This is a genomic window from Streptomyces sp. NPDC002896 (assembly GCF_040295225.1).
In the GTDB taxonomy this organism is placed as follows: Bacteria; Actinomycetota; Actinomycetes; order Streptomycetales; family Streptomycetaceae; genus Streptomyces.
Genome location: NZ_JBEOVA010000001.1, coordinates 425,745 through 448,274, shown reverse-complemented (window position 1 = coordinate 448,274; position 22,530 = coordinate 425,745). Strand labels below are relative to the sequence as shown.

18 protein-coding genes are annotated in these 22,530 nt (G+C 70.6%); 12 read left to right on the top strand and 6 right to left on the bottom strand.

The annotated features are described in order from the left end of the window. Positions 1–501: 501 nt before the first annotated feature. Positions 502–1,791 carry a citrate synthase gene (locus ABT009_RS01820; protein ID WP_351288390.1) on the bottom strand — a complete coding sequence of 430 codons (1,290 nt, stop codon included), beginning with the start codon at positions 1,789–1,791 and terminating at the stop codon, positions 502–504. Positions 1,792–2,147: 356 nt separating this feature from the next. Continuing rightward, positions 2,148–4,391: an SF1B family DNA helicase RecD2 gene (gene recD2, locus ABT009_RS01815; RefSeq protein WP_351288388.1), complete on the bottom strand. Its 2,244-nt coding sequence runs from the start codon at positions 4,389–4,391 to the stop codon at positions 2,148–2,150. Between the two features lie 329 nt (positions 4,392–4,720). Here recD2 and ABT009_RS01810 point away from each other — a divergent pair, with 329 nt between their 5' ends. From ABT009_RS01810 to ABT009_RS01785, 6 genes are all read left to right on the top strand, one after another. Further along, positions 4,721–5,722: a LacI family DNA-binding transcriptional regulator gene (locus ABT009_RS01810; protein ID WP_351288386.1), complete on the top strand. Its 1,002-nt coding sequence runs from the start codon at positions 4,721–4,723 to the stop codon at positions 5,720–5,722. Positions 5,723–5,733: 11 nt separating this feature from the next. Further along, a complete protein-coding gene (locus ABT009_RS01805) occupies positions 5,734–7,260 on the top strand; it encodes a sugar ABC transporter ATP-binding protein (RefSeq protein ID WP_351288383.1) in 1,527 nt (508 codons plus the stop codon). Continuing rightward, complete coding sequence (locus ABT009_RS01800; protein ID WP_351288380.1) at positions 7,250–9,199, top strand: ABC transporter permease/substrate-binding protein; 1,950 nt, start codon at positions 7,250–7,252, stop codon at positions 9,197–9,199. The genes ABT009_RS01805 and ABT009_RS01800 overlap by 11 nt, the downstream gene beginning before the upstream one ends. Positions 9,200–9,310: 111 nt before the next feature. Then, positions 9,311–10,219, top strand: a complete 909-nt coding sequence (locus ABT009_RS01795) for a ribokinase (RefSeq protein ID WP_351288378.1) — start codon at positions 9,311–9,313, stop codon at positions 10,217–10,219. Further along, positions 10,216–10,605 (top strand): D-ribose pyranase, encoded by a 390-nt coding sequence (gene rbsD / locus ABT009_RS01790; RefSeq protein WP_351288375.1) that lies wholly within the window; start codon positions 10,216–10,218, stop codon positions 10,603–10,605. Before ABT009_RS01795 ends, rbsD begins: the two co-directional genes overlap by 4 nt. Positions 10,606–10,884: 279 nt before the next feature. Then, positions 10,885–11,397 carry a DinB family protein gene (locus tag ABT009_RS01785; protein WP_351288372.1) on the top strand — a complete coding sequence of 171 codons (513 nt, stop codon included), beginning with the start codon at positions 10,885–10,887 and terminating at the stop codon, positions 11,395–11,397. Positions 11,398–11,449: 52 nt separating this feature from the next. On the opposite strand, the gene ABT009_RS01780 is transcribed toward ABT009_RS01785, so the two are convergent. From ABT009_RS01780 to ABT009_RS01770, 3 genes are read right to left on the bottom strand one after another with little or no spacing between them, the layout of a single operon-like run. Further along, on the bottom strand, positions 11,450–12,244 hold the full coding sequence (locus tag ABT009_RS01780; protein ID WP_351288615.1) for a sugar phosphate isomerase/epimerase family protein: 795 nt from the start codon (positions 12,242–12,244) through the stop codon (positions 11,450–11,452). A 41-nt stretch (positions 12,245–12,285) separates the two neighbouring features. Next, positions 12,286–13,446, bottom strand: coding sequence for a dihydrodipicolinate synthase family protein (locus ABT009_RS01775; RefSeq protein ID WP_351288369.1), 1,161 nt, complete (start codon positions 13,444–13,446; stop codon positions 12,286–12,288). Next, positions 13,443–14,600: a Gfo/Idh/MocA family protein gene (locus ABT009_RS01770; RefSeq protein WP_351288367.1), complete on the bottom strand. Its 1,158-nt coding sequence runs from the start codon at positions 14,598–14,600 to the stop codon at positions 13,443–13,445. The genes ABT009_RS01775 and ABT009_RS01770 overlap by 4 nt, the downstream gene beginning before the upstream one ends. Positions 14,601–14,780: 180 nt before the next feature. On the opposite strand from ABT009_RS01770, the gene ABT009_RS01765 reads away from it, so the two are divergent. Further along, positions 14,781–15,830, top strand: a complete 1,050-nt coding sequence (locus ABT009_RS01765) for a LacI family DNA-binding transcriptional regulator (RefSeq protein WP_351288364.1) — start codon at positions 14,781–14,783, stop codon at positions 15,828–15,830. 342 nt (positions 15,831–16,172) lie between these two features. Here the strand turns inward: ABT009_RS01765 and ABT009_RS01760 are convergent, their stop codons facing one another. Next, complete coding sequence (locus ABT009_RS01760; RefSeq protein WP_351288361.1) at positions 16,173–17,795, bottom strand: PucR family transcriptional regulator; 1,623 nt, start codon at positions 17,793–17,795, stop codon at positions 16,173–16,175. Between the two features lie 104 nt (positions 17,796–17,899). On the opposite strand from ABT009_RS01760, the gene ABT009_RS01755 reads away from it, so the two are divergent. From ABT009_RS01755 to ABT009_RS01735, 5 genes are all read left to right on the top strand, one after another. Beyond that, on the top strand, positions 17,900–18,733 hold the full coding sequence (locus ABT009_RS01755; RefSeq protein WP_351288358.1) for a chorismate synthase: 834 nt from the start codon (positions 17,900–17,902) through the stop codon (positions 18,731–18,733). Beyond that, entirely contained in the window at positions 18,730–19,839 is a 1,110-nt protein-coding gene (gene menC, locus ABT009_RS01750) for an o-succinylbenzoate synthase (protein ID WP_351288355.1), read from the top strand. Before ABT009_RS01755 ends, menC begins: the two co-directional genes overlap by 4 nt. A 156-nt stretch (positions 19,840–19,995) precedes the next feature. Beyond that, positions 19,996–20,898 (top strand): ABC transporter substrate-binding protein, encoded by a 903-nt coding sequence (locus ABT009_RS01745; RefSeq protein ID WP_351288353.1) that lies wholly within the window; start codon positions 19,996–19,998, stop codon positions 20,896–20,898. Further along, positions 20,895–21,707, top strand: a complete 813-nt coding sequence (locus tag ABT009_RS01740) for an amino acid ABC transporter permease (protein ID WP_351288350.1) — start codon at positions 20,895–20,897, stop codon at positions 21,705–21,707. The genes ABT009_RS01745 and ABT009_RS01740 overlap by 4 nt, the downstream gene beginning before the upstream one ends. Further along, positions 21,704–22,465, top strand: a complete 762-nt coding sequence (locus tag ABT009_RS01735) for an amino acid ABC transporter ATP-binding protein (protein ID WP_351288347.1) — start codon at positions 21,704–21,706, stop codon at positions 22,463–22,465. Before ABT009_RS01740 ends, ABT009_RS01735 begins: the two co-directional genes overlap by 4 nt. The last annotated feature ends 65 nt before the right edge of the window (positions 22,466–22,530 follow it).

Genomic DNA, 22,530 nt, shown 5'->3' with positions numbered 1-22,530 from the left:
TCCTTACGCTTGGCCCTGGATTGCCGTATCGATGCTCTTGCGCAGGCAGAAGAGATGTGCAAGAGATGCAGATCACAGCGGTCCGAACGTAACCATCGAAGAGGCTCGTGAGTCTAAGAGAGCGATGCCAGGGACGTCTTGGGGGGCGTTTCTGTCATCGGGGGGACGTCTTGGGGGACGTTCCCGGATGGAGGTAGTACCCCACGGCGCACAGCGGCCGTGGGGAGCGTTGGCCGGGACACGTGCACCGGGGAGCTTTGAGCGGCCCTCCCGTGCGTACGCGTCCCGGCGGACCGCAACAGGTATCGACGGGTTCCCTGCACTGACAGAGCCTGCGACACCTGACGCAGCTGGCGCTGCCCCTATAGACGCCCGGCCGGATCCCGTGGGGGGAATCCGCACCGGGACACAGGAAAGCGCCCCGCCTACCGGCCCGTGGGGGGACTGGTAGCGGGGCGCTTTCCGCATACGGTGCGGGAGCCGCTCAGCGCGGGGAGCCGGTCAGCGCCCCTCGACCGGGACGAAGTCGCGCAGGACCTCGCCCGTGTAGATCTGGCGCGGGCGGCCGATGCGGGAACCCGGCTCCTTGATCATCTCGTGCCACTGGGCGATCCAGCCGGGGAGGCGGCCGAGCGCGAAGAGCACGGTGAACATCTCGGTCGGGAAGCCCATGGCCCGGTAGATCAGACCGGTGTAGAAGTCCACGTTCGGGTAGAGGCTGCGCGAGACGAAGTAGTCGTCGGAGAGCGCGTGCTCCTCCAGCTTGAGCGCGATGTCGAGCAGCTCGTCGGACTTGCCGAGGGCCGACAGGACATCGTGCGCGGCGGCCTTGATGATCTTCGCGCGCGGGTCGAAGTTCTTGTAGACCCTGTGGCCGAAGCCCATCAGGCGGACGCCGTCCTCCTTGTTCTTCACCTTGCGGATGAAGGAGTCGACGTCGCCGCCGGAGGCCTGGATGCCCTCGAGCATCTCCAGCACCGACTGGTTGGCGCCACCGTGCAGCGGGCCCCACAGGGCGGAGATGCCGGCGGAGATCGAGGCGAACATGTTCGCCTGCGAGGAGCCGACCAGACGCACGGTGGAGGTCGAACAGTTCTGCTCGTGGTCCGCGTGCAGGATCAGCAGCTTGTCGAGCGCCGAGACCACGACCGGGTCGAGCTCGTACTCCTGGGCCGGGACCGAGAAGGTCATGCGCAGGAAGTTCTCGACGTAGCCGAGATCGTTGCGCGGGTAGACGAACGGGTGGCCGATCGACTTCTTGTACGCGTACGCCGCGATCGTCGGAAGCTTGGCGAGCAGCCGGATCGTGGAGAGGTTGCGCTGCGTCTCGTCGAACGGGTTGTGGCTGTCCTGGTAGAAGGTGGACAGCGCGGAGACCACCGAGGAAAGCATCGCCATCGGGTGGGCGTCGCGCGGGAAGCCGCGGTAGAAGTTCTTGACGTCCTCGTGCAGCAGGGTGTGCTGCGTGATGTCGTTCTTGAAGACGGCCAGCTCGTCGACGTTCGGGAGCTCGCCGTTGATCAGCAGATACGCCACCTCAAGGAAGGTGGAGCGCTCGGCCAGCTGCTCGATCGGGTAGCCGCGGTACCGGAGGATGCCCTCCTCGCCGTCCAGATAGGTGATCGCGGATTTATATGCGGCGGTGTTGCCGTACCCGCTGTCCAGGGTCACCAGACCGGTCTGGGCGCGGAGCTTCCCGATGTCGAAGCCCTTGTCGCCGACGGTGCTGTCGATCACCGGGTAGGTGTACTCGCCATCGCCGTACCGCAGTACTACAGAGTTGTCGCTCACGTCATCCCTCACCGACGTAGTGCCTCATCTTCGAGGTGCCCTGACTGTCTCTACCATCCCCCATTTGGCTCAGGAGAGTGCACTCGGGGTCGACCGTTGGGGCTGTCGGCGGCACTGAGTGCCGCCAACCTGCTCATCCTGCCCCCTTCGCCCTGCTTCTGGAAGTGTTGTGTGACCTTTGCGACTCGTTTGATCGATCAAAATTCTGTATGCCTTTGGTTCCGCGGCCGTTGGGCCGGTCGGAACGGGTGCTTTTGGGTGAAGAGTCTCAGCAGAAACGTATCGCCTCGGTCCGGTCGCCTGTGGGAGCCAGGATCCGCTTGTCGGGTGTTCTGCCCCGCCCGGCCCCGCGGCTCTCAGCGGCCCGAGAGGCGGAAGTCCAGGGCCGTGCAGCGCCTTCCGGCCGACACCGTGCGCACCGCCTGACCGAGCGCCCTGCGCGAACCGACCAGCACGACCAGCTTCTTGGCGCGGGTCACCGCGGTGTAGAGCAGGTTCCGCTGCAGCATCATCCATGCGCCCGTGGTGACCGGGACCACCACCGCCGGATACTCGCTGCCCTGGGACCGGTGGATGGTCACCGCGTAGGCGTGCGCCAGCTCGTCGAGCTCGTCGAAGTCGTACGGAACCTCCTCGTCCTCGTCCGTCAGCACCGTCAGGCGCTGGTCGTCCAGGTTGAGCGAGGTGACCACGCCGACCGTGCCGTTGAAGACGCCGTTGCGCCCCTTCTCATAATTGTTGCGAATCTGGGTGACCTTGTCGCCGACGCGGAAGACACGGCCGCCGAAACGCTTCTCGGCCAGCTCGGGACGGGCCGGTGTGATGGCCTGCTGCAGCAGGCCGTTCAGGTTGCCCGCCCCCGCCGGGCCGCGGTGCATCGGGGCCAGGACCTGCACGTCGCGGCGCGGGTCCAGGCCGAAGGTGGCGGGGATGCGTCGGGCCGCCACGTCCACCGTGAGGCGGCCGGCGGCCTCCGTGTCGTCCTCGACGAAGAGGAAGAAGTCCTTCAAGCCCTGCGTGACGGGCGGTATGCCCGAATTGATGCGGTGGGCGTTGGTGACCACGCCGGACTGCTGGGCCTGGCGGAAGATACGGGTCAGGCGGACCGCAGGGACGGGGCTGCCGTCGCTGAGCAGATCGCGCAGCACCTCGCCGGCGCCGACGCTGGGCAGCTGGTCGACGTCGCCGACGAAGAGCAGATGGGCGCCCGGCGGCACGGCCTTGGCCAGCTTGTTGGCGAGCAGCAGATCGAGCATGGAGGCCTCGTCGACCACGACCAGGTCCGCGTCCAGGGGCCGGTCCCGGTCGTACGCCGCGTCGCCGCCGGGCTTGAGCTCGAGCAGCCGGTGCACCGTGGACGCCTCGGCGCCCGTGAGCTCGGCAAGGCGCTTGGCGGCACGGCCCGTCGGGGCGGCGAGCACCACCTTGGCGCGCTTGGCGCGGGCCAGCTCGACGATCGAGCGGACCGTGAAGGACTTGCCGCAGCCGGGGCCGCCCGTGAGCACGGCGACCTTACGGGTCAGGGCGAGCCGTACAGCGGCCTCCTGCTCGGGGGCGAGCTCCGCGCCCGTACGGTCCGCGAGCCAGGACAGGGCCTTGTCCCAGGCGACGTCCTGGAAGGCGGGCAGCCGGTCGTCACCGGTGTTCAGCAGGCGCAGGAGCTGGGCGGAGAGGGAGACCTCCGCGCGGTGGAAGGGGACGAGGTAGACGGCGGTGACCGTCTCTCCGCCTCCGTCCGGCGCCGGGATCTGCTCCCGTACCACGCCCTCCTCGTCGGCCGCGAGCTCGGCCAGGCAGTCGATCACCAGGCCCGTGTCCACCTGGAGCAGCTTCACCGCGTCCGCGATGAGCTTCTCCTCGGGCAGATAGCAGTGGCCCTGGTCCGTGGACTGCGACAGCGCATACTGCATGCCCGCTTTGACGCGCTCCGGGCTGTCGTGCGGGATGCCGACGGACTGGGCGATCCGGTCGGCCGTGAGGAAGCCGATGCCCCAGACGTCGGCGGCCAGCCGGTACGGCTCGTTCTTGACGACCGAGATCGACGCGTCGCCGTACTTCTTGTAGATCCGGACCGCGATGGACGTCGACACCTCGACGGTCTGGAGGAAGAGCATGACCTCCTTGATCGCCTTCTGCTCCTCCCAGGCGTCGGCGATCTTCTTCGTCCGCTTGGGGCCGAGGCCGGGCACCTCGATGAGGCGCTTGGGCTCCTCCTCGATGATCTTCAGCGTGTCCAGCCCGAAGTGCTGCGTGATCCGGTCCGCGAAGACCGGTCCGATGCCCTTGACCAGCCCGGATCCCAGATAGCGGCGGATGCCCTGGACGGTCGCGGGCAGCACCGTCGTGTAGTTCTCCACCGTGAACTGGCGTCCGTACTGCGGGTGGGAGCCCCAGCGGCCTTCCATCCGCAGCGACTCCCCCACCTGGGCGCCCAGCAGCGAGCCGACGACCGTGAGCAGGTCGCCGCCGCCGCGGCCGGTGTCGACCCTTGCGACCGTGTAGCCGTTCTCTTCGTTGGCGTACGTGATCCGCTCGAGGACCCCCTCGAACACCGCCATGCGCGGCCCACTCTCCGCGCCGCCTGCCCCTCGACTCGCCATGATCCGACGGTATCGCCGGGGGGTGACAGTGAGGCCCCCCGGCTGAGCCACAGCCGTCGGCTGGGGCTCAGCGGCGTCAACCGGCCGGGCCCAAGCCGATGAAGTGTTCATCGGGGTGATGGATCGGTGAGTTCACCACCTCAGCACCGTCTTCGCGCCGGCCCCCACGGGCCGACTCCCACCAGCGCCCGGGCCTCGAACCCTCGTCCGCTCATCTGAGCGACGATCTATCACGATCCGATCTCGGCGTTCATTCAGGTCTTGCCCTCCGCTCGTGTAATCGATTCCAATCCTCCGTGTAATCGATTCCACGAGGAGGTGGAACCGCGATGGCGAGCATCAAGGACGTTGCTGCCGAGGCGGGCGTGTCCGTCGCCACGGTGTCCCGTGTGCTCAACAGCCACCCGTCGGTAAGCCCCGAAGCCCGCTCCCGCGTCCTGGCCGCCGTCGAGACGCTCGGCTACCGTCCGAACGCCGTCGCCCGGTCCCTGCGCACCGACCAGACCCGCACCCTCGGCCTGGTCATCAGCGACGTACTCAACCCGTACTTCACGGAACTGGCCCGCTCCGTGGAGGAGGCGGCCCGCGCGCTCGGCTACAGCGTCATCATCGGGAACGCCGACGAGCGGCCCGAGCTGCAGGACCATCACGTCCGTACGCTGCTCGACCGCCGTATCGACGGGCTGCTGGTCTCCCCCACCGACGGCGGCTCCCCGCTCATGCTGGAGGCGGCGCGGGCGGGCACGCCGATGGTGTTCGTCGACCGCTGGATCGCCGGGGTCGACGTACCCGTCGTACGAGCCGACGGACGTCAGGCCGTGCGGGATCTGGTCAGCCATCTGCACGGGCTCGGGCACCGCAGGCTCGCGATCATCGCGGGTCCGGCCGCCACCACAACCGGCAGCGAGCGCGTCGAGGCCTTCCGCGAGGCGCTGCGCGAGCACGGGCTTCCGCTGCCCGACGAGCTGATAGGGCAGGGCGACTTCCAGGCCGACAGCGGACGCCGCGTCACCGAGGCGTTCCTCGCGCTGCCCGAGCCGCCCGACGTCGTCTTCGCCGCGGACAACCTGATGGCACTCGGCGCGCTGGACGCGATCCGCGCGCGCGGGCTGCGCGTTCCCCAGGACATCGGGCTGGCCGCGTTCGACGACATCCCGTGGTTCGTGCACACCGACCCGCCGATCACGGCGATCGCCCAGCCGACCGGCGAACTGGGCCGCGCCGCGGTCCGCGCTCTGGTCGACCGCATCGAGGGCCGCCCTCCCGAGTCGGTCACCCTTCCCGCCCGTCTCGTCGTACGCCGCTCCTGCGGCGAGAACTCCCCAGCATGAAGGAGCACCACGTGAGCAACCCGGACGAGTTGCTGCGTATCGAAGGGATACGCAAGACGTTCCCCGGCGTCGTCGCGCTCGACGGCGTCGACTTCGATCTGCGCCGCGGCGAAGTGCATGTCCTGCTCGGCGAGAACGGCGCGGGCAAGAGCACCCTCATCAAAATGCTCTCCGGCGCCTACCGCCCGGACTCCGGCCGCGTCCTGGTGGACGGCGAGGAGGTCCGCATCCACGGCGCGCAGGACGCCGAACGGCTCGGTATCGCCACGATCTACCAGGAGTTCAACCTGGTCCCCGATCTGACGGTGGCCGAGAACATCTTCCTGGGCCGTCAGCCGCGCCGCTTCGGGATGATCGACCGGAAGAGGATGGAGGCCGACGCCGCCGTACTCCTCGAGCGGGTCGGCGTGAACGTCTCCCCCCGCGCGCGGGTGCGTGAACTCGGCATCGCGCGGCTACAGATGGTGGAGATCGCCAAGGCGCTCAGCCTCGACGCGCGCGTGCTGATCATGGACGAGCCGACCGCCGTCCTCACCTCCGAAGAGGTCGACAAGCTCTTCCGGATCGTGCGGCAGCTGCGCGAGGACGGCGTAGGCATCGTCTTCATCACGCACCACCTCGAGGAGATCGCCGCACTCGGCGACCGCGTGACCGTCATCCGCGACGGCAAGAGCGTCGGCCAGGTGCCCGCCTCGACCCCGGAGGACGAGCTCGTACGGCTGATGGTGGGCCGCAGCATCGAGCAGCAGTACCCACGCGCGCGTGCCGACGCCGGCGAGGCCCTGCTGTCCGTCAGCGGGCTGACCCGGAACGGCGTCTTCCACGACGTGAGCTTCGAGGTGCGGGCCGGTGAGGTCGTCGGCATCGCGGGGCTCGTGGGGGCCGGGCGTACGGAGGTCGTCCGCGCGGTCTTCGGCGCCGACCCGTACGACACGGGCTCGGTGCACGTCGCGGGCGCTCAGGTGCCGCGCCACGACGTGAACGCGGCCATGACCGCCGGCATCGGCCTGATCCCCGAGGACCGCAAGGCGCAGGGCCTCGTCCTCGACGCCTCCGTCGAGGAGAACCTGGGCCTGGTCACGATGCGTGCCGCGACCCGCGGCGGGCTGGTCGACCGCAAGGCCCAGCGCACCGCGGCCGCCCGGATCGCCGAGAAGCTCGGCGTCCGTATGGCGGGCCTCGGCCAGCACGTCCGCACCCTGTCCGGCGGCAACCAGCAGAAGGTCGTCATCGGCAAGTGGCTGCTTGCGGACACCAAGGTGCTGATCCTCGACGAGCCGACGCGCGGCATCGACGTCGGCGCCAAGGTCGAGATCTACCAGCTCGTCAACGAACTGACGGCCGCGGGCGCCGCCGTCCTGATGATCTCCAGCGACCTGCCCGAGGTGCTCGGCATGAGCGACCGCGTGCTGGTCATGGCCCAGGGCCGGATCGCGGGCGAACTCGCCGCGGACGAGGCCACCCAGGACGCGGTCATGGCGCTCGCCGTCAGCACGAACAGCAGCAACACCGAAAAGGAGGCCCCCCGTGGCCACTGACACGCTCAAGAGAACAACGGGCGCGAGTGGCGCCTCGGCGGTCCGCCGCCTCCTGCTCGACAACGGCGCACTAAGCGCCCTGATCGTCCTGGTCATCGCGATGTCGCTGCTCTCCGGCGACTTCCTGACCACCCAGAACCTGCTGAACGTCGGCGTCCAGGCGGCCGTGACGGCCATCCTCGCCTTCGGCGTGACCTTCGTGATCGTCTCGGCGGGCATCGACCTGTCGGTCGGCTCCGTCGCCGCCCTGTCGGCCACCGTTCTTGCCTGGACGGCCACTTCGGAGGGCCTGCCGGTCTGGATCGCGGTGATCCTCGCGATCGCCACAGGCATCGCCTGCGGCCTGGTCAACGGCGTCCTGATCTCGTACGGCAAGCTGCCCCCGTTCATCGCGACCCTGGCCATGCTGTCGGTGGGCCGCGGTCTGTCCCTGGTGATCTCCCAGGGCAGCCCGATCGCCTTCCCCGACTCGGTCTCGCACCTCGGTGACACGCTCGGCGGATGGCTGCCCGTCCCGGTCCTCATCATGATCGTGATGGGTCTGATCACGGCCGTGATCCTGGGCCGTACGTACATCGGGCGCTCCATGTACGCGATCGGCGGCAACGAGGAGGCGGCCCGCCTCTCCGGTCTGCGTGTGAAGAAGCAGAAGCTGGCGATCTACGCGCTGTCGGGTCTGTTCGCCGCGGCCGCGGGCATCGTCCTGGCCTCCCGTCTGTCCTCGGCGCAGCCGCAGGCCGCGCAGGGCTACGAGCTCGACGCGATCGCCGCGGTCGTCATCGGCGGCGCCAGCCTGGCGGGTGGCACGGGCAAGGCGTCCGGCACGCTCATCGGCGCGCTGATCCTGGCGGTGCTGCGCAACGGCCTCAACCTGCTTTCGGTGTCCGCGTTCTGGCAGCAGGTCGTCATCGGTGTCGTGATCGCGCTGGCGGTGCTCCTCGACACGGTGCGGCGCAAGGCCGGTGCGACGCCGGTCGCGGCCGGTACGGGTGCCTCCGGCAAGAAGGGCCCGCAGGCGGTGAAGTTCGCTCTCGCCGCGGTCCTCGTGGCGGCCGTCCTGGGCGCGATGTCCCTCTTCAACAGCGGCTCCTCCCCGGCGAACCAGAAGCTCGGCCTGTCCCTGTCGACCCTCAACAACCCGTTCTTCGTACAGATCAAGCAGGGCGCGCAGGAGGCCGCGAAGAAGGCGGGCGCCGATCTGACCGTCACGGACGCCCAGAACGACGCGTCCCAGCAGGCCAACCAGCTGCAGAACTTCACCAGCGAGGGCGTCGGTTCGATCATCGTCAACCCGGTGGACTCGGACGCCGCGGGCCCGGCGGTGCGGGCCGCGAACAAGGCCGACATCCCGGTGATCGGCGTCGACCGAGGCGTCAACAAGGCCGACACGGCTGCGCTCGTCGCCTCCGACAACGTCGCGGGCGGAAAGCTCGCCGCGAAGACGCTCGCCGAGAAGCTGGGCGGCAAGGGCGAGATCGTGATCCTGCAGGGCCAGGCCGGTACGTCCGCCAGCCGGGAGCGGGGCGCCGGCTTCGCCGAGGGCCTGAAGGACTACCCGGGCATCAAGGTCCTCGCCAAGCAGCCTGCGGACTTCGACCGCACCAAGGGCCTGGACGTGATGACCAACATGCTGCAGGCCCACCCGGCGGTGGACGGCGTCTTCGCCGAGAACGACGAGATGGCGCTGGGCGCGATCAAGGCGCTGGGCAGCAAGGCCGGCACATCGGTCGCGGTGATCGGCTTCGACGGCACCCCGGACGGTCTGACGGCGGTCAAGGCGGGCACGCTCTACGCGTCCGTTGCCCAGCAGCCGAAGGAGCTCGGCCGTATCGCGGTCGAGAACGCGCTGAAGGCGGCCGAGGGCAAGACGGTCGCGGAGACGGTGAAGGTGCCGGTGAAGGTCGTCACGTCGCAGAACGTGGACGGCTTCAGCGGATGACGTCCACGGGCGGTCCGAGGCGACGTCCGCGGGCCGCCCGCCCGGCGAGCTCGACCGGCCGGCGAGCACAACCGACGGCAAGCTGAACTGACCTGCGTAGGGAGAGGGTTCATGTACGACTACGACCTGCTGGTCGTAGGGTCGGCCAATGCCGACCTGGTGATCGGTGTCGACCGCCGTCCCGGCCCCGGTGAGACGGTGCTGGGTTCCGACCTGGCCGTCCACCCGGGCGGCAAGGGCGCGAACCAGGCGGTCGCCGCCGCCCGCCTCGGGGCCCGTACGGCCCTGCTGGCCCGGGTCGGGGACGACGCGCACGGACGACTGCTGCTGGACTCGCAGCGCGCCGCCGGAGTGGACACCGTCGGCGTCCTCACCGGTGGCGCGCCCACCGGGGTCGCGCTGATCACGGTCGATCCGTCGGGTGACAACAGCATCGTGGTGTCGCCGGGCGCCAACGCCCGCCTGACGCCGGAGGATGTTCGGGCCGCGAAGGCCCTGCTCGCCTCGGCGCGGGTCGTCTCGGCGCAGCTGGAGATCCCGCTGGAGACGGTCGCCGAGGTCGTACGGGGCCTCGCCGACGGCAGCCGTTTCGTACTGAACCCCTCTCCCCCGGCGCCGCTGCCCGCCGAGGTGCTGGCCGCCTGCGATCCACTGGTCGTCAACGAGCACGAGGCGCGCGTGATCCTGGGCGGCTCGGCGGGCGACGCTCCGGAGGAGTGGGCGGACGGTCTGCTGGCCCTGGGGCCGCGCTCGGTCGTCATCACGCTGGGCGCGGAGGGTGCCCTGGTGGCGGACGGCGCGTCGGCCGTCCGCGTGCCGTCCGTGAACGTCGCCGCCGTGGACACCACGGGTGCAGGCGACGCCTTCACGGCGGCCCTGGCCTGGCGCCTCGGCCTGGGCGAGGACCTGCCGACGGCCGCCGCCTTCGCGGTGCGCGTGGGTGCGGCGGCCGTCACGAAGGAGGGCGCGCAGGCGTCCTTCCCGTCCCTCGAGGGCCTTGAGGAGATCGCTGAGCTGTGAAGAAGGCCGGAATTCTCAACCGCCATCTGTCGGGTGCCCTCGCCGAACTGGGCCACGGCGACGGCGTCCTCGTCTGCGACGTCGGCATGCCGATCCCGGCGGGCCCGAGGGTCGTCGATCTCGCCTTCCGGGCCGGGATCCCGTCCTTCGCGGACGTGCTGGACGGCCTGCTGGCCGAGCTGGTCGTGGAGGGCGCGGTCGCCGCACGCGAGGTACGGGACGCGAACCCGGCGGCGACGCGGCTGCTGGAGACGTCGTTCCCCGGGCTGGAGCTGGTCTCCCACGAGGAGTTGAAGGCGATGTCGCCGGATGCCCGCTTGGTGGTCCGCACCGGCGAGGCGCGGCCGTACGCGAATGTGCTGCTGCGCTGCGGCGTCTTCTTCTGAACCACCGCTTGTTCTCTGAGCCGTCGCTTGGCCGATTCGGCCCGGGAATCTCTCGAGGGGGCCTGATCCGTCGATCAGACCCCCTCGGTTTCCCCTCCCCAAACCAGAACTTCCCAGATCCCCCCAGATCCCCCACCGGAAGCCCTGATGACAAGTACGACCCGCGACCGCCGGGAAGGGTTGCACGGGATCGCAAAAAAATTCCGGCGCTCCCTACGAGCCGGACGCGGCGGAAAATCCGCTGCACCGGGGGACGGAGCCTCGGTAACGTCGGCGCCCATGTCGCCTTCCCATGAGCGTCCCCCCTTCACCGCGGACGAGCGGACCGCCCTCGTCGGCTGGCTGGACCTACAGCGTTCCATCGTGCGGTGGAAGTGCCAGGGCTTGTCGGACGAGGACGCGCACCGGGCCGTCCTCCCGTCGTCGCCGCTGATGACGATGGCCGGCGTCGTCTCCCACCTGCGGTGGACCGAACAGATGTGGTTCGAGGTGCTGTTCCTGGGCGGGCCGGCCGACGGCCCGCAGTTCCTGGAGGACCCGGAGGACGCCGACATGCGCGTCGAAGGCATCCCCCTCGACCGGCTCCTCAAGGAGTACGAGCAGCAGTGCGCCGTCTCCAACGAGATCTTCGCGGCCCACTCCCTGGACGAGGTGGGCCGCCATCCCGACTACCGTTCGGCCGCCGCCAACCTGCGGTGGATGGTCATCCACATGATCGAGGAGACGGCCCGGCACGCCGGCCACCTGGACGCCATCCGCGAGTTGCTCGACGGCGAGACCGGTTACTACTGACGCGCTACGGACGCTGACGGGCTGTCGGCGCATCCGGCAGCGCCGACGCCCGTCACGCGTGCCGCACGAACCGCTCCGCCGTCTCGGCCAGGACCTCCCTCCCGTCCCGCGCCCACAGCCCGTCGTTGAAGAGCTCGACCTCGATCGGGCCGGTGTACCCGGCCGCCTCGACGTAGCCCCGCCACTCGCGCATGTCGATCGCGCCGTCGCCGATCTGGCCGCGGCCGTTGAGGACGCCCTCCGGCAGCGGAGTCGTCCAGTCGGCGAGCTGGAAGCTGTGGATCCGGCCCGCGGCCCCGGCCCGGGCGATCTGTGCGGGCGCCTTGTCGTCCCACCAGATGTGGTACGTGTCGACGGTGACGCCGACCTGCTCGGCGGGGAAGCGTTCGGCCAGGTCGAGGGCCTGCTCGAGCGTGGAGACCACGCACCGGTCGGACGCGTACATCGGGTGCAGCGCCTCGATCGCGAGGCGGACCCCGCGTTCCGCGGCGTACGGGGCGAGCACGGCGAGCGCGTCCGCGATGCGCTCGCGCGCCCCGTGGAGGTCCTTGCTGCCGGCGGGGAGCCCCCCGCAGACCAGGACCAGCGTGTCCGTGCCCAGCGTGGCGGCCTCGTCGATCGCCGCGTGGTTGTCGCCCAGCGCCTCCGCCCGCTCCACGGGGTCGATCGCCGTGAGGAAGCCGCCCCGGCACAGGGTGGTAACGCTGAGGCCCGCGTCCCGTACGAGCTTGGCGGCGGCCTCCACGCCGTACTGCTGCACGGGTTCGCGCCACAGGCCCACGCCCGGCACGCCGAGGTCGACGCACGCCGAGACCAGCTCGGGCAGCGACAGCGGCTTGACCGTCATCTGGTTGATGCTGAAGCGGCTGAGGTCGGTCAGCGGTTCGGTCACTGCTGGACTCCGTACACGTTGAGCAGGGACTTCATACGGGCCTCGGCCAGGGCCGGGTCCGGGAACAGGCCCAGGGTGTCGGCCAGTTCGTACGCCCGGGCGAAGTGGGGCAGGGAGCGGGCCGACTGGAGGCCGCCGACCATGGTGAAGTGTTCCTGGTGCCCGGCCAGCCAGGCCAGGAAGACCACGCCGGTCTTGTAGAAGCGGGTGGGCGCCTGGAAGAGGTGGCGGGACAGCTCGACCGTGGGGTCGAGGAGTTCACGGAAGCCCTTCACGTCGCCCGTGTCCAGGACGCGTACGGCCTCGGCCGCGAGCGGGCCGAGCGGGTCGAAGATGCCGAGGAGGGCGTGGCTGAAGCCCTTCTCGTCGCCGGCGATCAGCTCGGGGTAGTTGAAGTCGTCGCCCGTGTAGCAGCGCACGCCGTTCGGGAGGCGGCGGCGGACGCCGATCTCGCGGCCCGCGTCCAGGAGGGACATCTTGATGCCGTCGACCTTGTCCGGGTGCGCGGCGATGACGTCGACGAAGGTGTCGGTGGCCGCGTCCAGGTCGGACGAGCCCCAGTAGCCCTCGAGCGCCGGGTCGAACATCGGGCCGAGCCAGTGCAGGACGACGGGCTCCGCGGACTGGCGCAGCAGCCTCCCGTAGACCTCCAGGTAGTCCTCGGGGCCCTTCGCGACCGCCGCGAGGGCGCGCGAGGCCATGAGGATCGGCTGGACGCCGGCCTCCTCGACGACCGCCAGCTGCTCCTCGTATGCCGCCACGACCTCGTCGAGCGAGGTGGCGGGCGCGGTGAGCTGGTCGGTGCCGACGCCGGCCGCTATCCGGCCGCCGACGGCCTTCGCCTCGGCCGCGGACCGCTTGATCAGTTCGGCGGCACCGGCCCAGTCCAGGCCCATGCCGCGCTGCGCGGTGTCCATGGCCTCGGCGACGCCCAGGCCGTGCGACCACAGGTGCCGGCGGAAGGCGAGGGTGGCGTCCCAGTCCACGGCCGCCGGGGAGTCCGGGGACACGTCCGCGTACGGATCGGCGACCACGTGGGCCGCGGAGAAGACCGTACGGGAGGCGAGCGGGGCGCCGCCGGGGGTGAACACGGAGGGCTGGGTGCGCGGTTCGTAGGCGCGCAGGGCGCCGGTCGCGTCGGGCAGGCGGATGGTCACAGCGCGACCTCCGGAACCTCGAGACGGCTGCCCTCGGCCGCGGACTTCAGGCCGAGCTCGGCGAGCTGGACGCCGCGGGCGCCGGCGAGCAGGTCCCAGTGGTAGGGCGCGTCGGCGTAGACGTGCTTGAGGAACAGCTCCCACTGGGCCTTGAAGCCGTTGTCGAACTCGGCGTTGTCCGGGACCTCCTGCCACTGGTCGCGGAAGACCTCGGTGGCCGGGATGTCCGGGTTCCACACCGGCTTCGGCGTGGCGCTGCGGTGCTGGACGCGGCACTTGCGCAGGCCCGCGACGGCCGAGCCCTCGGTGCCGTCGACCTGGAACTCGACGAGCTCGTCGCGGTTGACGCGGACCGCCCAGGAGGAGTTGATCTGCGCGATCGCGCCGCCCTCGAGCTCGAAGATGCCGTACGCGGCGTCGTCGGCCGTGGCGTCGTAGGGCTTGCTCTGCTCGTCCCAGCGCTGCGGGATGTGCGTGGCGGTAAGGGCCTGGACGGACTTCACACGGCCGAACAGCTCGTGCAGCACGTACTCCCAGTGCGGGAACATGTCGACGACGATGCCGCCGCCGTCCTCCGACCGGTAGTTCCAGGACGGGCGCTGCGCCTCCTGCCAGTCGCCCTCGAAGACCCAGTAGCCGAACTCGCCGCGGATGGAGAGGATCCGGCCGAAGAAGCCGCCGTCGATGAGCCGCTTGAGCTTCAGCAGGCCCGGCAGGAACAGCTTGTCCTGGACGACGCCGTGCTTGATGCCGGCCGCCTCCGCCAGGCGCGCCAGCTCCAGGGCGCCGTCCAGGCCGGTGGCGGTGGGCTTCTCGGTGTAGATGTGCTTGCCGGCCGCGATCGCCTTCTTGATCGCCTCCTCGCGGGCCGAAGTGACCTGGGCGTCGAAGTAGATCTCGATGGTCTCGTCGGCGAGGACGGCGTCCAGGTCGGTGGAGATGTTCTCAGGGTCCAGGCCGTGCTGCTCGGCAAGCGCCTTCAGCGCGTGCTCGCGGCGGCCGACGAGGACCGGCTCGGGCCACAGCACCGTGCCGTCGCCGAGGTCGAGGCCGCCCTGCTCCCGGATGGCGAGGATCGAGCGGACCAGGTGCTGGCGATGGCCCATGCGTCCCGTCACGCCGTTCATGGCGATGCGCACCGTCTTGCGTGTCACGAGTTTCCCTCCGTACGGCCCCGTACGCCCTGTCCGCGTACGGCGAGCGTCTCTCTTTAGCAAGCGCTTTCTATACGGTAAGAAGCTAGCCTCTGCACAGCGGCTCGGACAAGTACCTCGTACAAGTACTGGAGGGCGACCAGTGCACATGGGTTCGGACAAGCACCGGAGGACGACCAGATGACTGTGACCCTCGCGGACGTGGCAGCGCGCGCGCAGGTCTCGCCCGCCACCGTCTCCCGCGTGCTGAACGGCAACTACCCGGTGGCCGCGAAGACCCGGGAGCGGGTGCTGCGCGCGGTCGACGACCTCGACTACGTCCTCAACGGCCCCGCGAGTTCGCTGGCCGCGGCCACGTCCGACCTGGTCGGCATCCTCGTCAACGACATCGCCGACCCGTTCTTCGGGATCATGGCGGGCGCGGTCCAGTCGGAGATCGGGGGGCAGCCGGACGGGCGCGCGGGCGGTGAGCGGCTGGCCGTCGTGTGCAACACGGGGGGCTCTCCGGAGCGCGAGCTCACGTATCTGACCCTGCTGCAGCGGCAGCGGGCGGCCGCCGTGGTCCTCACCGGTGGTGCGGTCGAGGACGCGCCGCACGTGGAGGCGGTGTCCGCGAAGCTGCGCAGGCTCGCGGACGCGGGCACGCGCGTGGTGCTCTGCGGGCGGCCGCCGGTCCCGGGCACCGACGCGGTCGCGATCACCTTCGGCAACCGCGGCGGCGGGCAGCGGCTCACCGGGCATCTGATCGCGCTCGGGCACCGCCGTATCGCCTACATCGCAGGTCCCGAGGAGCGCACCACCACCCGGCACCGGCTGGAGGGCCACCGCGATGCGCTGGCCGAGCACGGCATCGAGGACGACCCCAAGCTCACCGTGCACGGGCCGTACGACCGCCGCTCCGGGTACGACGCGACGGTCGAACTCCTGCGCCGCGACCGCTCGTTGACCGCCATCGTGGCCGCCAACGACACGGTCGCCCTCGGCGCCTGCGCGGCCCTGCGCGACGAGGGCCTGCGCATCCCGGACGACGTGTCGGTGGCGGGCTTCGACGACCTGCCGTTCGCGATCGACGCGGTACCGGCCCTGACGACGGTACGGCTGCCGCTGGCCGCGGCGGGGGCGCGGGCGGGGCGGATTGCGATGGGACGGGAGAATCCGCCGCCCGGGGGGATCGCGACGGTGCAGGGGGAACTGATGGTTCGGGGGTCTACGGCGGCGCCGGGCCGGTGACGTCTCGCTGTCGCTGACGCGACGCCTCGCCACGGTTGCAGCACCGGGTCCGACGAGCGCGAGATCACTGTGAGGATCGACGGCTTCCCCACGGCCCCGTGACCGCCGCCGGACCGGCGCAGCACTGCGCCCCTGCTGCGGGCAGCCGTCCTCTCCCCGGTTCCGGGGGCTTGCGGACGGCGCCCTGCGGCTCAGCCGACGCCCGCCACGCTCCGATCCACCCGGCGAGCCGACTCGCCTGCATGTGCCGGTTGGCCATCGCTGCCTACCGCCGCGCCAGTCGGAGTCCCAGCACAGGCGGGTGTCGGGGCCGAGAGGATGAGGAGATAACGCTGTTCGGCTTCAGCCGGCGTCTTCCGCGCCCCCGTCGACCCGGCGCGGCGACTCGCCTCCATGCACGGGTCCACCACCCCCTCCCTCCGCCAGCCGCAGCTGCAGCCACAGCACCAACCGGGTGTCCGGGTCCGAGAGCCTGAGGTGGAAGAGGGACTCGGCGCGGGAGAGGCGGTAGCGGCAGGTGTTGGGGTGGATGTTGAGGGTGCGGGCGGCGGTGGAGATGTCGCTGTCGGCGGCGAAGTAGGCGAGCAGGGTCTCGGCGTAGGCGGTGCGGTGGGTGGCGTCGTGGGCGCGGATGGCGGGGCCGGCGCCCTCGGCGAGGCGGGGTGTCAGATGGGCCTGCTCCGCCAGTTCGGCGAGGGTGACCGTGGGGCGTACGTCGTCGATCGCGGCCACGGCGGTGTCTGCGGGTGCGAGGGTGCGCAGCACGGTGTCGGCGTCGCGGCGGGAGGCGGGGGCGGCGCGCAGTGAGGGCGCCACCGAGCCGAGGGCGGCGCGGACGGGCAGGTGCAGCGCGCGGTGGGCGCGGCGGGCGACGTCGGCCACGAAGTCGCGGTGGGCGTCGGCGGGCAGCAGCGCGTAGACGGTGCCGTCGATGAGGGCGCAGCCGTGGTGGCTGTAGTGGGCCTCGCAGTGCAGGCTGACCAGGTCGGTGAGCTGGAGCGCGGCCCGGGCGGTGAGCGCGTCGTCGGGTCCGGCCGCGGTGAGGTGGAAGGCGGCCACCACCGCCGGTGCGTCGACCGGCAGTCCGAGCTGCGGGCCGACCAGGGGCGCGCTGGCCGGGTCGTCCAGGAGCCGCCGCAGCAGGTCGCCGCGCTGCCGGCGGACCAGGTCGTGGGACGTACGGGCGCGCAGCAGATGGAGGCCTGCGATGCGGGCGGCGTCGTCGAGCGTGCGCACGGCGTCCTCGCCCAGGTCGTCGTGCGCGTCGACCACCCAGATGGAGCCCAGCAGTTCGCTGCCCGCGCGGACCGCCACCGCGAGCCGGGCAAGGCCGCCGGGGCTGGCGGCGAACCGCAGGACCCCGGTGGCGCGGGCGAGTTCGCGGTACTGGGGCACGTTGATGGGCGCGTACGGGACGTGCAGACCGAGAATGCCCTGGCGGCGTTCCTCGTCGATCTCCTGACCGCGCAGCGTTGAGTAGGCGAGGATCCGCTGGTACGGGTCCTCGATCGCGGTGGCTCCGCCGACGGCCGCGGCGATGGCGTTGGCCAGCGAGAACAGGTCGCCGATGTCCGGCCCCGCGGTGCCCTGGCCGGTGTGCGCGACGGCGGCCAGCGCCGAGGTGACCAGGGCGTCGAGCTGCTGCCAGGCCAGGTCGTCGTCGGCGGTCAGCAGTGCCACTTCGGCCTTCTCGGCGGCCAGCGCGAGCTCGGCGACCGGCTCCCCGTACTGCTTGACGACGATCCCGGCGAGCCCGGCCGCGGCGGCAGCGTCGATCAACTGCGGGGCCTCGGAGGGCGGGACGCCGACCGCGAGCAGCAGGGCGCCGTCCCGGCGGGGCAGCGGGCTGCGCGGTTCGTGGACCAGGGTTCCGGAGACCTGGCACTCCGCGCCGCGCGGGGCGGTCACCAGCCGGACGGGCGACGGGCCCAGCGCGTCGCAGAGGGCCCGCAGAGACGAAGGCATGGCCGGGATGCTAGATCGAATTTGGACGATCTCCCAGTCCCCTATTTGTGACCTTGGGGGATCGGCCGAAGCGGGACGGTGGGTACGTCCCCAAGGCTTGGAGGGTGTTCACCACCACCCCGTCATTCGATTCCGCGACCCGGCAGGCCGAGGCCGCCGCCGGGGCTGCGGGTGTCCGGATCGAGACCGTCGAGTCCCCCGAGCGGCTGCTGGCCGTGTCCGGCCTGTTCGCCGAGGTCTGGGGGACCGATCCCGGACACGAGCCGTTCGCCGGTGACGTACTGCGTTCCCTGGCCCACGCGGGCGGCGCGGTGCACGCCGCCTTCGGGCCGGCCGGCCTGCTCGGCGCGAGTGCCGCCGTGTTCGGCCCTCCACGTAAGGGAGACCTCTACAGCCTGATCGCGGGCGCCACCCGCATCAGCCAGGGCGTGGGATACGCGCTGAAGCTGGCCCAGCGCGCCTGGGCGCTGGAGCAGGGCGCACGGACGATCACCTGGACTTTCGACCCGCTGGTCCGCCGCAACGCCTGGTTCAACCTGGTCAAACTGGGTGCGGTGGCCGGCGAGTACACCGTGGACTTCTACGGCCCGATGGACGACGGCTTCAACGCGGGAGACGAGACGGACCGGTTGACCGCCGTCTGGCAGCTGGACACCGTCGGCAGCGCCGAGGCGCCGACGGCCGCCCGGCCGGAGCCCGATCCGCTGCCGGGCCCCGATGGGCAGCCGTTCACCGCCCGCGACGGCCGCTCCCTGTGGTGCCGGATCCCCGAGGACATCACGGCGATCCGCCGGCAGCGGCCCGAAATCGCCCTGGCCTGGCGCACGGCGGTACGCGACGTGCTCGCGGACGCGCTGGCCGACGGCTACACCGCCACGTCGATGACCCGCGACGGCTGGTACCACCTGACCCGCTCCGACCGCGAGGACACCCCGTGAAGATAGAGCGCATCGAACTGATCCACGTCCGGCTGCCGCTGGTCGGCGCGTTCCGTACCTCCTTCGGCACCGACACCGTCCGGGACACCTTCCTGCTGCGCGTCGTCACCGACACCGGGGAGGGCTGGGCGGAGTTCGCGGGCGACCCCGACCCCCTGTACTGCCCGGAGTTCGCCGCCGGTGCCGAACTGGCGCTGCGCGACCACCTCATCCCCCGGGTCGCGGCGCTGCACGACGTCACCGCCGCGCAGGTCGGCCCCGCCGTCGAGGAGATCAAGGGCCATCCGCTGGCCAAGGCCGTGCTGGAGACCGCGATCCTCGACGCCGAACTGCGCTCGTACGGCATGTCGTTCGGCACCTACCTCGGTGCCGTGAAGGACCGGGTGCCGGCGGGCGTATCCGTCGGGATCATGGACACGATCCCCGAGCTGCTGCGTGCCGTGGAGGGCTATCTCGCCGAGGGCTATCTGCGGATCAAGCTGAAGATCGAGCCGGGCTGGGACGTGGAGGCCGTCCGCGCGGTGCGCGCCGAGTTCGGCGAGGAGCTGCTGCTCCAGGTGGACGCGAACACCGCCTACTCGCTGAGCGACGCCGAGCATCTGCGCCGCCTGGACGAGTTCGGCCTCGTCCTGATCGAACAGCCGTTGCCCGAGGACGACTTGATGGGCCACGCCGAGCTGGCCAAGGTCGTCCGCACCCCCATCTGCCTGGACGAGTCGATCACCTCGGCGCGGGGTGCCGCCGCCGCGCTCGCGCTCGGCGCCTGCCGCGTGATCAACATCAAGCCGGCGCGGGTCGGCGGCTATCTGGAAGCCCGCCGCATCCACGACCTCGCCGTCGCCAACGGCGTGCCGGTCTGGTGCGGCGGAATGCTGGAGACCGGCGTCGGCCGCTCGGCGAACCTCGCGCTCGCCGCGCTGCCCGGCTTCCTCCTGCCCGGCGACACCTCCGCCTCCTCCCGCTACTACGCGGAGGATCTCACCGCCCCGTTCGTCCTGGACGAGGGCCATCTGACCGTCCCCGACGGACCGGGAACCGGCGCCACCGTGCTGCCGGACGCCCTACGCCGCGTCACCGTCGCCCGGCGCGATCTGCTCACGTCCTGAAAGCCGCCCATGGATGCCGTCGGCCTTACGGCCTGAAAGCCACCTGAGCCATCCAGCCCCACCCCCGAGAAACGGCCTGCGCCGCGTCAACGTCGCCCGGCGCGTCCCTCCTCACGCCCTCAGACACGCCCCGAACGCCTGAAAAGAGAAGAGGACATGACTTCCCAGCCCGGAAAGCTCCTCGTCACGGCCCTGACGGCCGCGGTCGTCGCCGCATCGGCCACCGCCTGCGGTGGCTCCACCGACTCCGGCAAGCCCGCAGCCAAGACCAACTCCTCCGCCCCGCTCTATGCCAAGCTGCCGCAGGAGCAGCGCAAGGCCGGCAAGATCGTGGTCGGCTCGGACATCAGTTACGCGCCGATGGAGTACTACGACACCGACGGGACCACCGTCCTCGGCTTCGACAAGGAGCTCGCCGACGCCCTGAGCAAGCAGCTCGGCGTCCCCTTCGAGTTCAAGAACGCCTCCTTCGACGGCCTGATCACCTCGCTGAAGTCCCAGCGGATCGACGTGGTGATGTCCGGGATGTCGGACACCAAGGAGCGCCAGGGCAGCGTCGACTTCGTCGACTACTACACCGCCGGCGCGATGCTCCTGGTCAAGAAGGGCAACCCGGAGAACCTGAAGACGCTGGCCGACCTGTGCGGCAAGACCATTGCCGTGCAGCGCGCCACCACCCAGGAGGGATACGCCGAGGAGCAGAGCAAGACCTGCAAGAAGGACGGCGAGAAGGAGATCGAGATCCTCTCCTTCGACCGCGAGACCGAGGCGCTGCTCCAGGTCAAGCAGGGACGCGCAGTGGCCGGTCTGGAGGACTACCCGGTCGCCAGCTACAACGCCCGTACGTCCGGCGACGGCGCGGACTTCGAGGTGGCCGGCGACCAGATCGAGGCCGGGCCGCTCGGTATCGCGGTCGCCAAGCAGGACACCGCGCTGCGCGATGTCATCCAGAAGGCGCTCGACGCGATCATCGACGACGGCACGTACAAGAAGCTGATCGACAAGTGGGAGATCCCCGCGGGCGCGGTCACCGAGGCGAAGATCAACTCGGGCACATGAGCGAGCAGATCAGGGCGGTCCCGGTCCGCCACTACGGACGGCTGGTGTTCCTGGTCGCGCTGGTCGCCTTCCTCGCACTGGCGGTATGGGCGTTCGCGGGTGCGGACATCGACTACTCGGTCACCCTCCACTTCCTCACCGCCTCCACCGTGCTGAGCGGCCTGGGCAACACCATCGTGATCAGTGTGCTCGCCCAGGCCCTCGGCATCGCGCTGGGCGTGGTCTTCGCGATCCTCGGGCGGTCCCGGCACGCCGAGATACGCGCGTTCTCGGCCGGCTACGTCTGGCTGTTCCGCGGCACGCCCGTCATCGTCCAGCTGCTGCTCTGGTACAACCTCTCGCTGGTCATCGACACCGTGACGCTCCCGGGCCTGGGCAGCTGGCAGACCAACCAGCTGATCACGCCGTTCGTCGCGGCCCTGCTCGGCCTCGGCATCAACGAGGGCGCGTACATGGCCGAGATCGTCCGGGCCGGCATCGACTCGGTCGACAAGGGCCAGACCGAGGCGGCGCAGGCCCTCGGCATGTCCCGGCTGCTCACCCTGCGCCGGGTCGTACTGCCGCAGGCCATGCGGGTCATCGTGCCGCCGACCGGCAACGAGTTCGTCGGGATGCTCAAGACCAGCTCGCTGGCGTACGCGATCCAGTACGGCGAACTGCTCCAGTCCGCCGTGAAGATCTACTCCAACAACCTGATGATCGTCGAGCTGCTGCTCACCGTCTCGATCTGGTACGTGGTGCTGACCACCGTCGCCACGGTGCTCCAGCGCTTCCTGGAGCGGCGCTACTCCAAGGGAGTCCAGCGATGACACCCGTCGTCCGCGCGCGCGGGGTACGCAAGAGCTACGGCGACACCGAGGTGCTGTCCGGGATCGACCTGGACGTCGAGCCCGGCGCGGTGGCCTGCGTCATCGGGCCGTCGGGCTCGGGCAAGTCCACGTTCCTGCGGTGCGTCAACCACCTGGAGAAGATCGACGCCGGCCTGCTGGAGGTCGACGGCCGGCTGGTCGGCTACCGCGAACACGGCGGCAGGCTCTACGAGTTGCGCGAGAAGGAGGTGGCCGCGCAGCGGCGTGAGATCGGCATGGTCTTCCAGCGTTTCAACCTGTTCCCGCACATGACGGCGCTGGAGAACATCATGGAGGCGCCCTGCCGGGTCCGCCGTGAGCCCAAGGCCGTCGTCCGCGAACGCGCGCTCGCCCTCCTCGACCGGGTCGGCCTCGGCACCCGCGGCGACGCCTACCCATCCCAGCTGTCCGGTGGACAGCAGCAGCGGGTGGCGATCGCGCGTGCCCTGGCCATGGAGCCCAAGCTGATGCTGTTCGACGAGCCGACGTCCGCGCTCGACCCCGAACTGGTCGGCGAGGTCCTCGACGTGATGCGCGACCTGGCGGCCTCTGGCATGACGATGCTCGTGGTCACCCACGAGATCGGCTTCGCCCGCGAGGTCGGCGACTCCGTCGTCTTCCTCGACGGCGGCACGGTCGTCGAATCCGGAGCGCCCCGGGAGGTCCTGGCGAAACCGTCGCACGAGCGCACGCGGGCGTTCCTGTCCAAGGTGCTCTGATCCAAGGTGCTCTGATCCAAGGCGCCCTGATCCAAGGTCTCCGACGTTCCCCGAGTAGCGTGGAC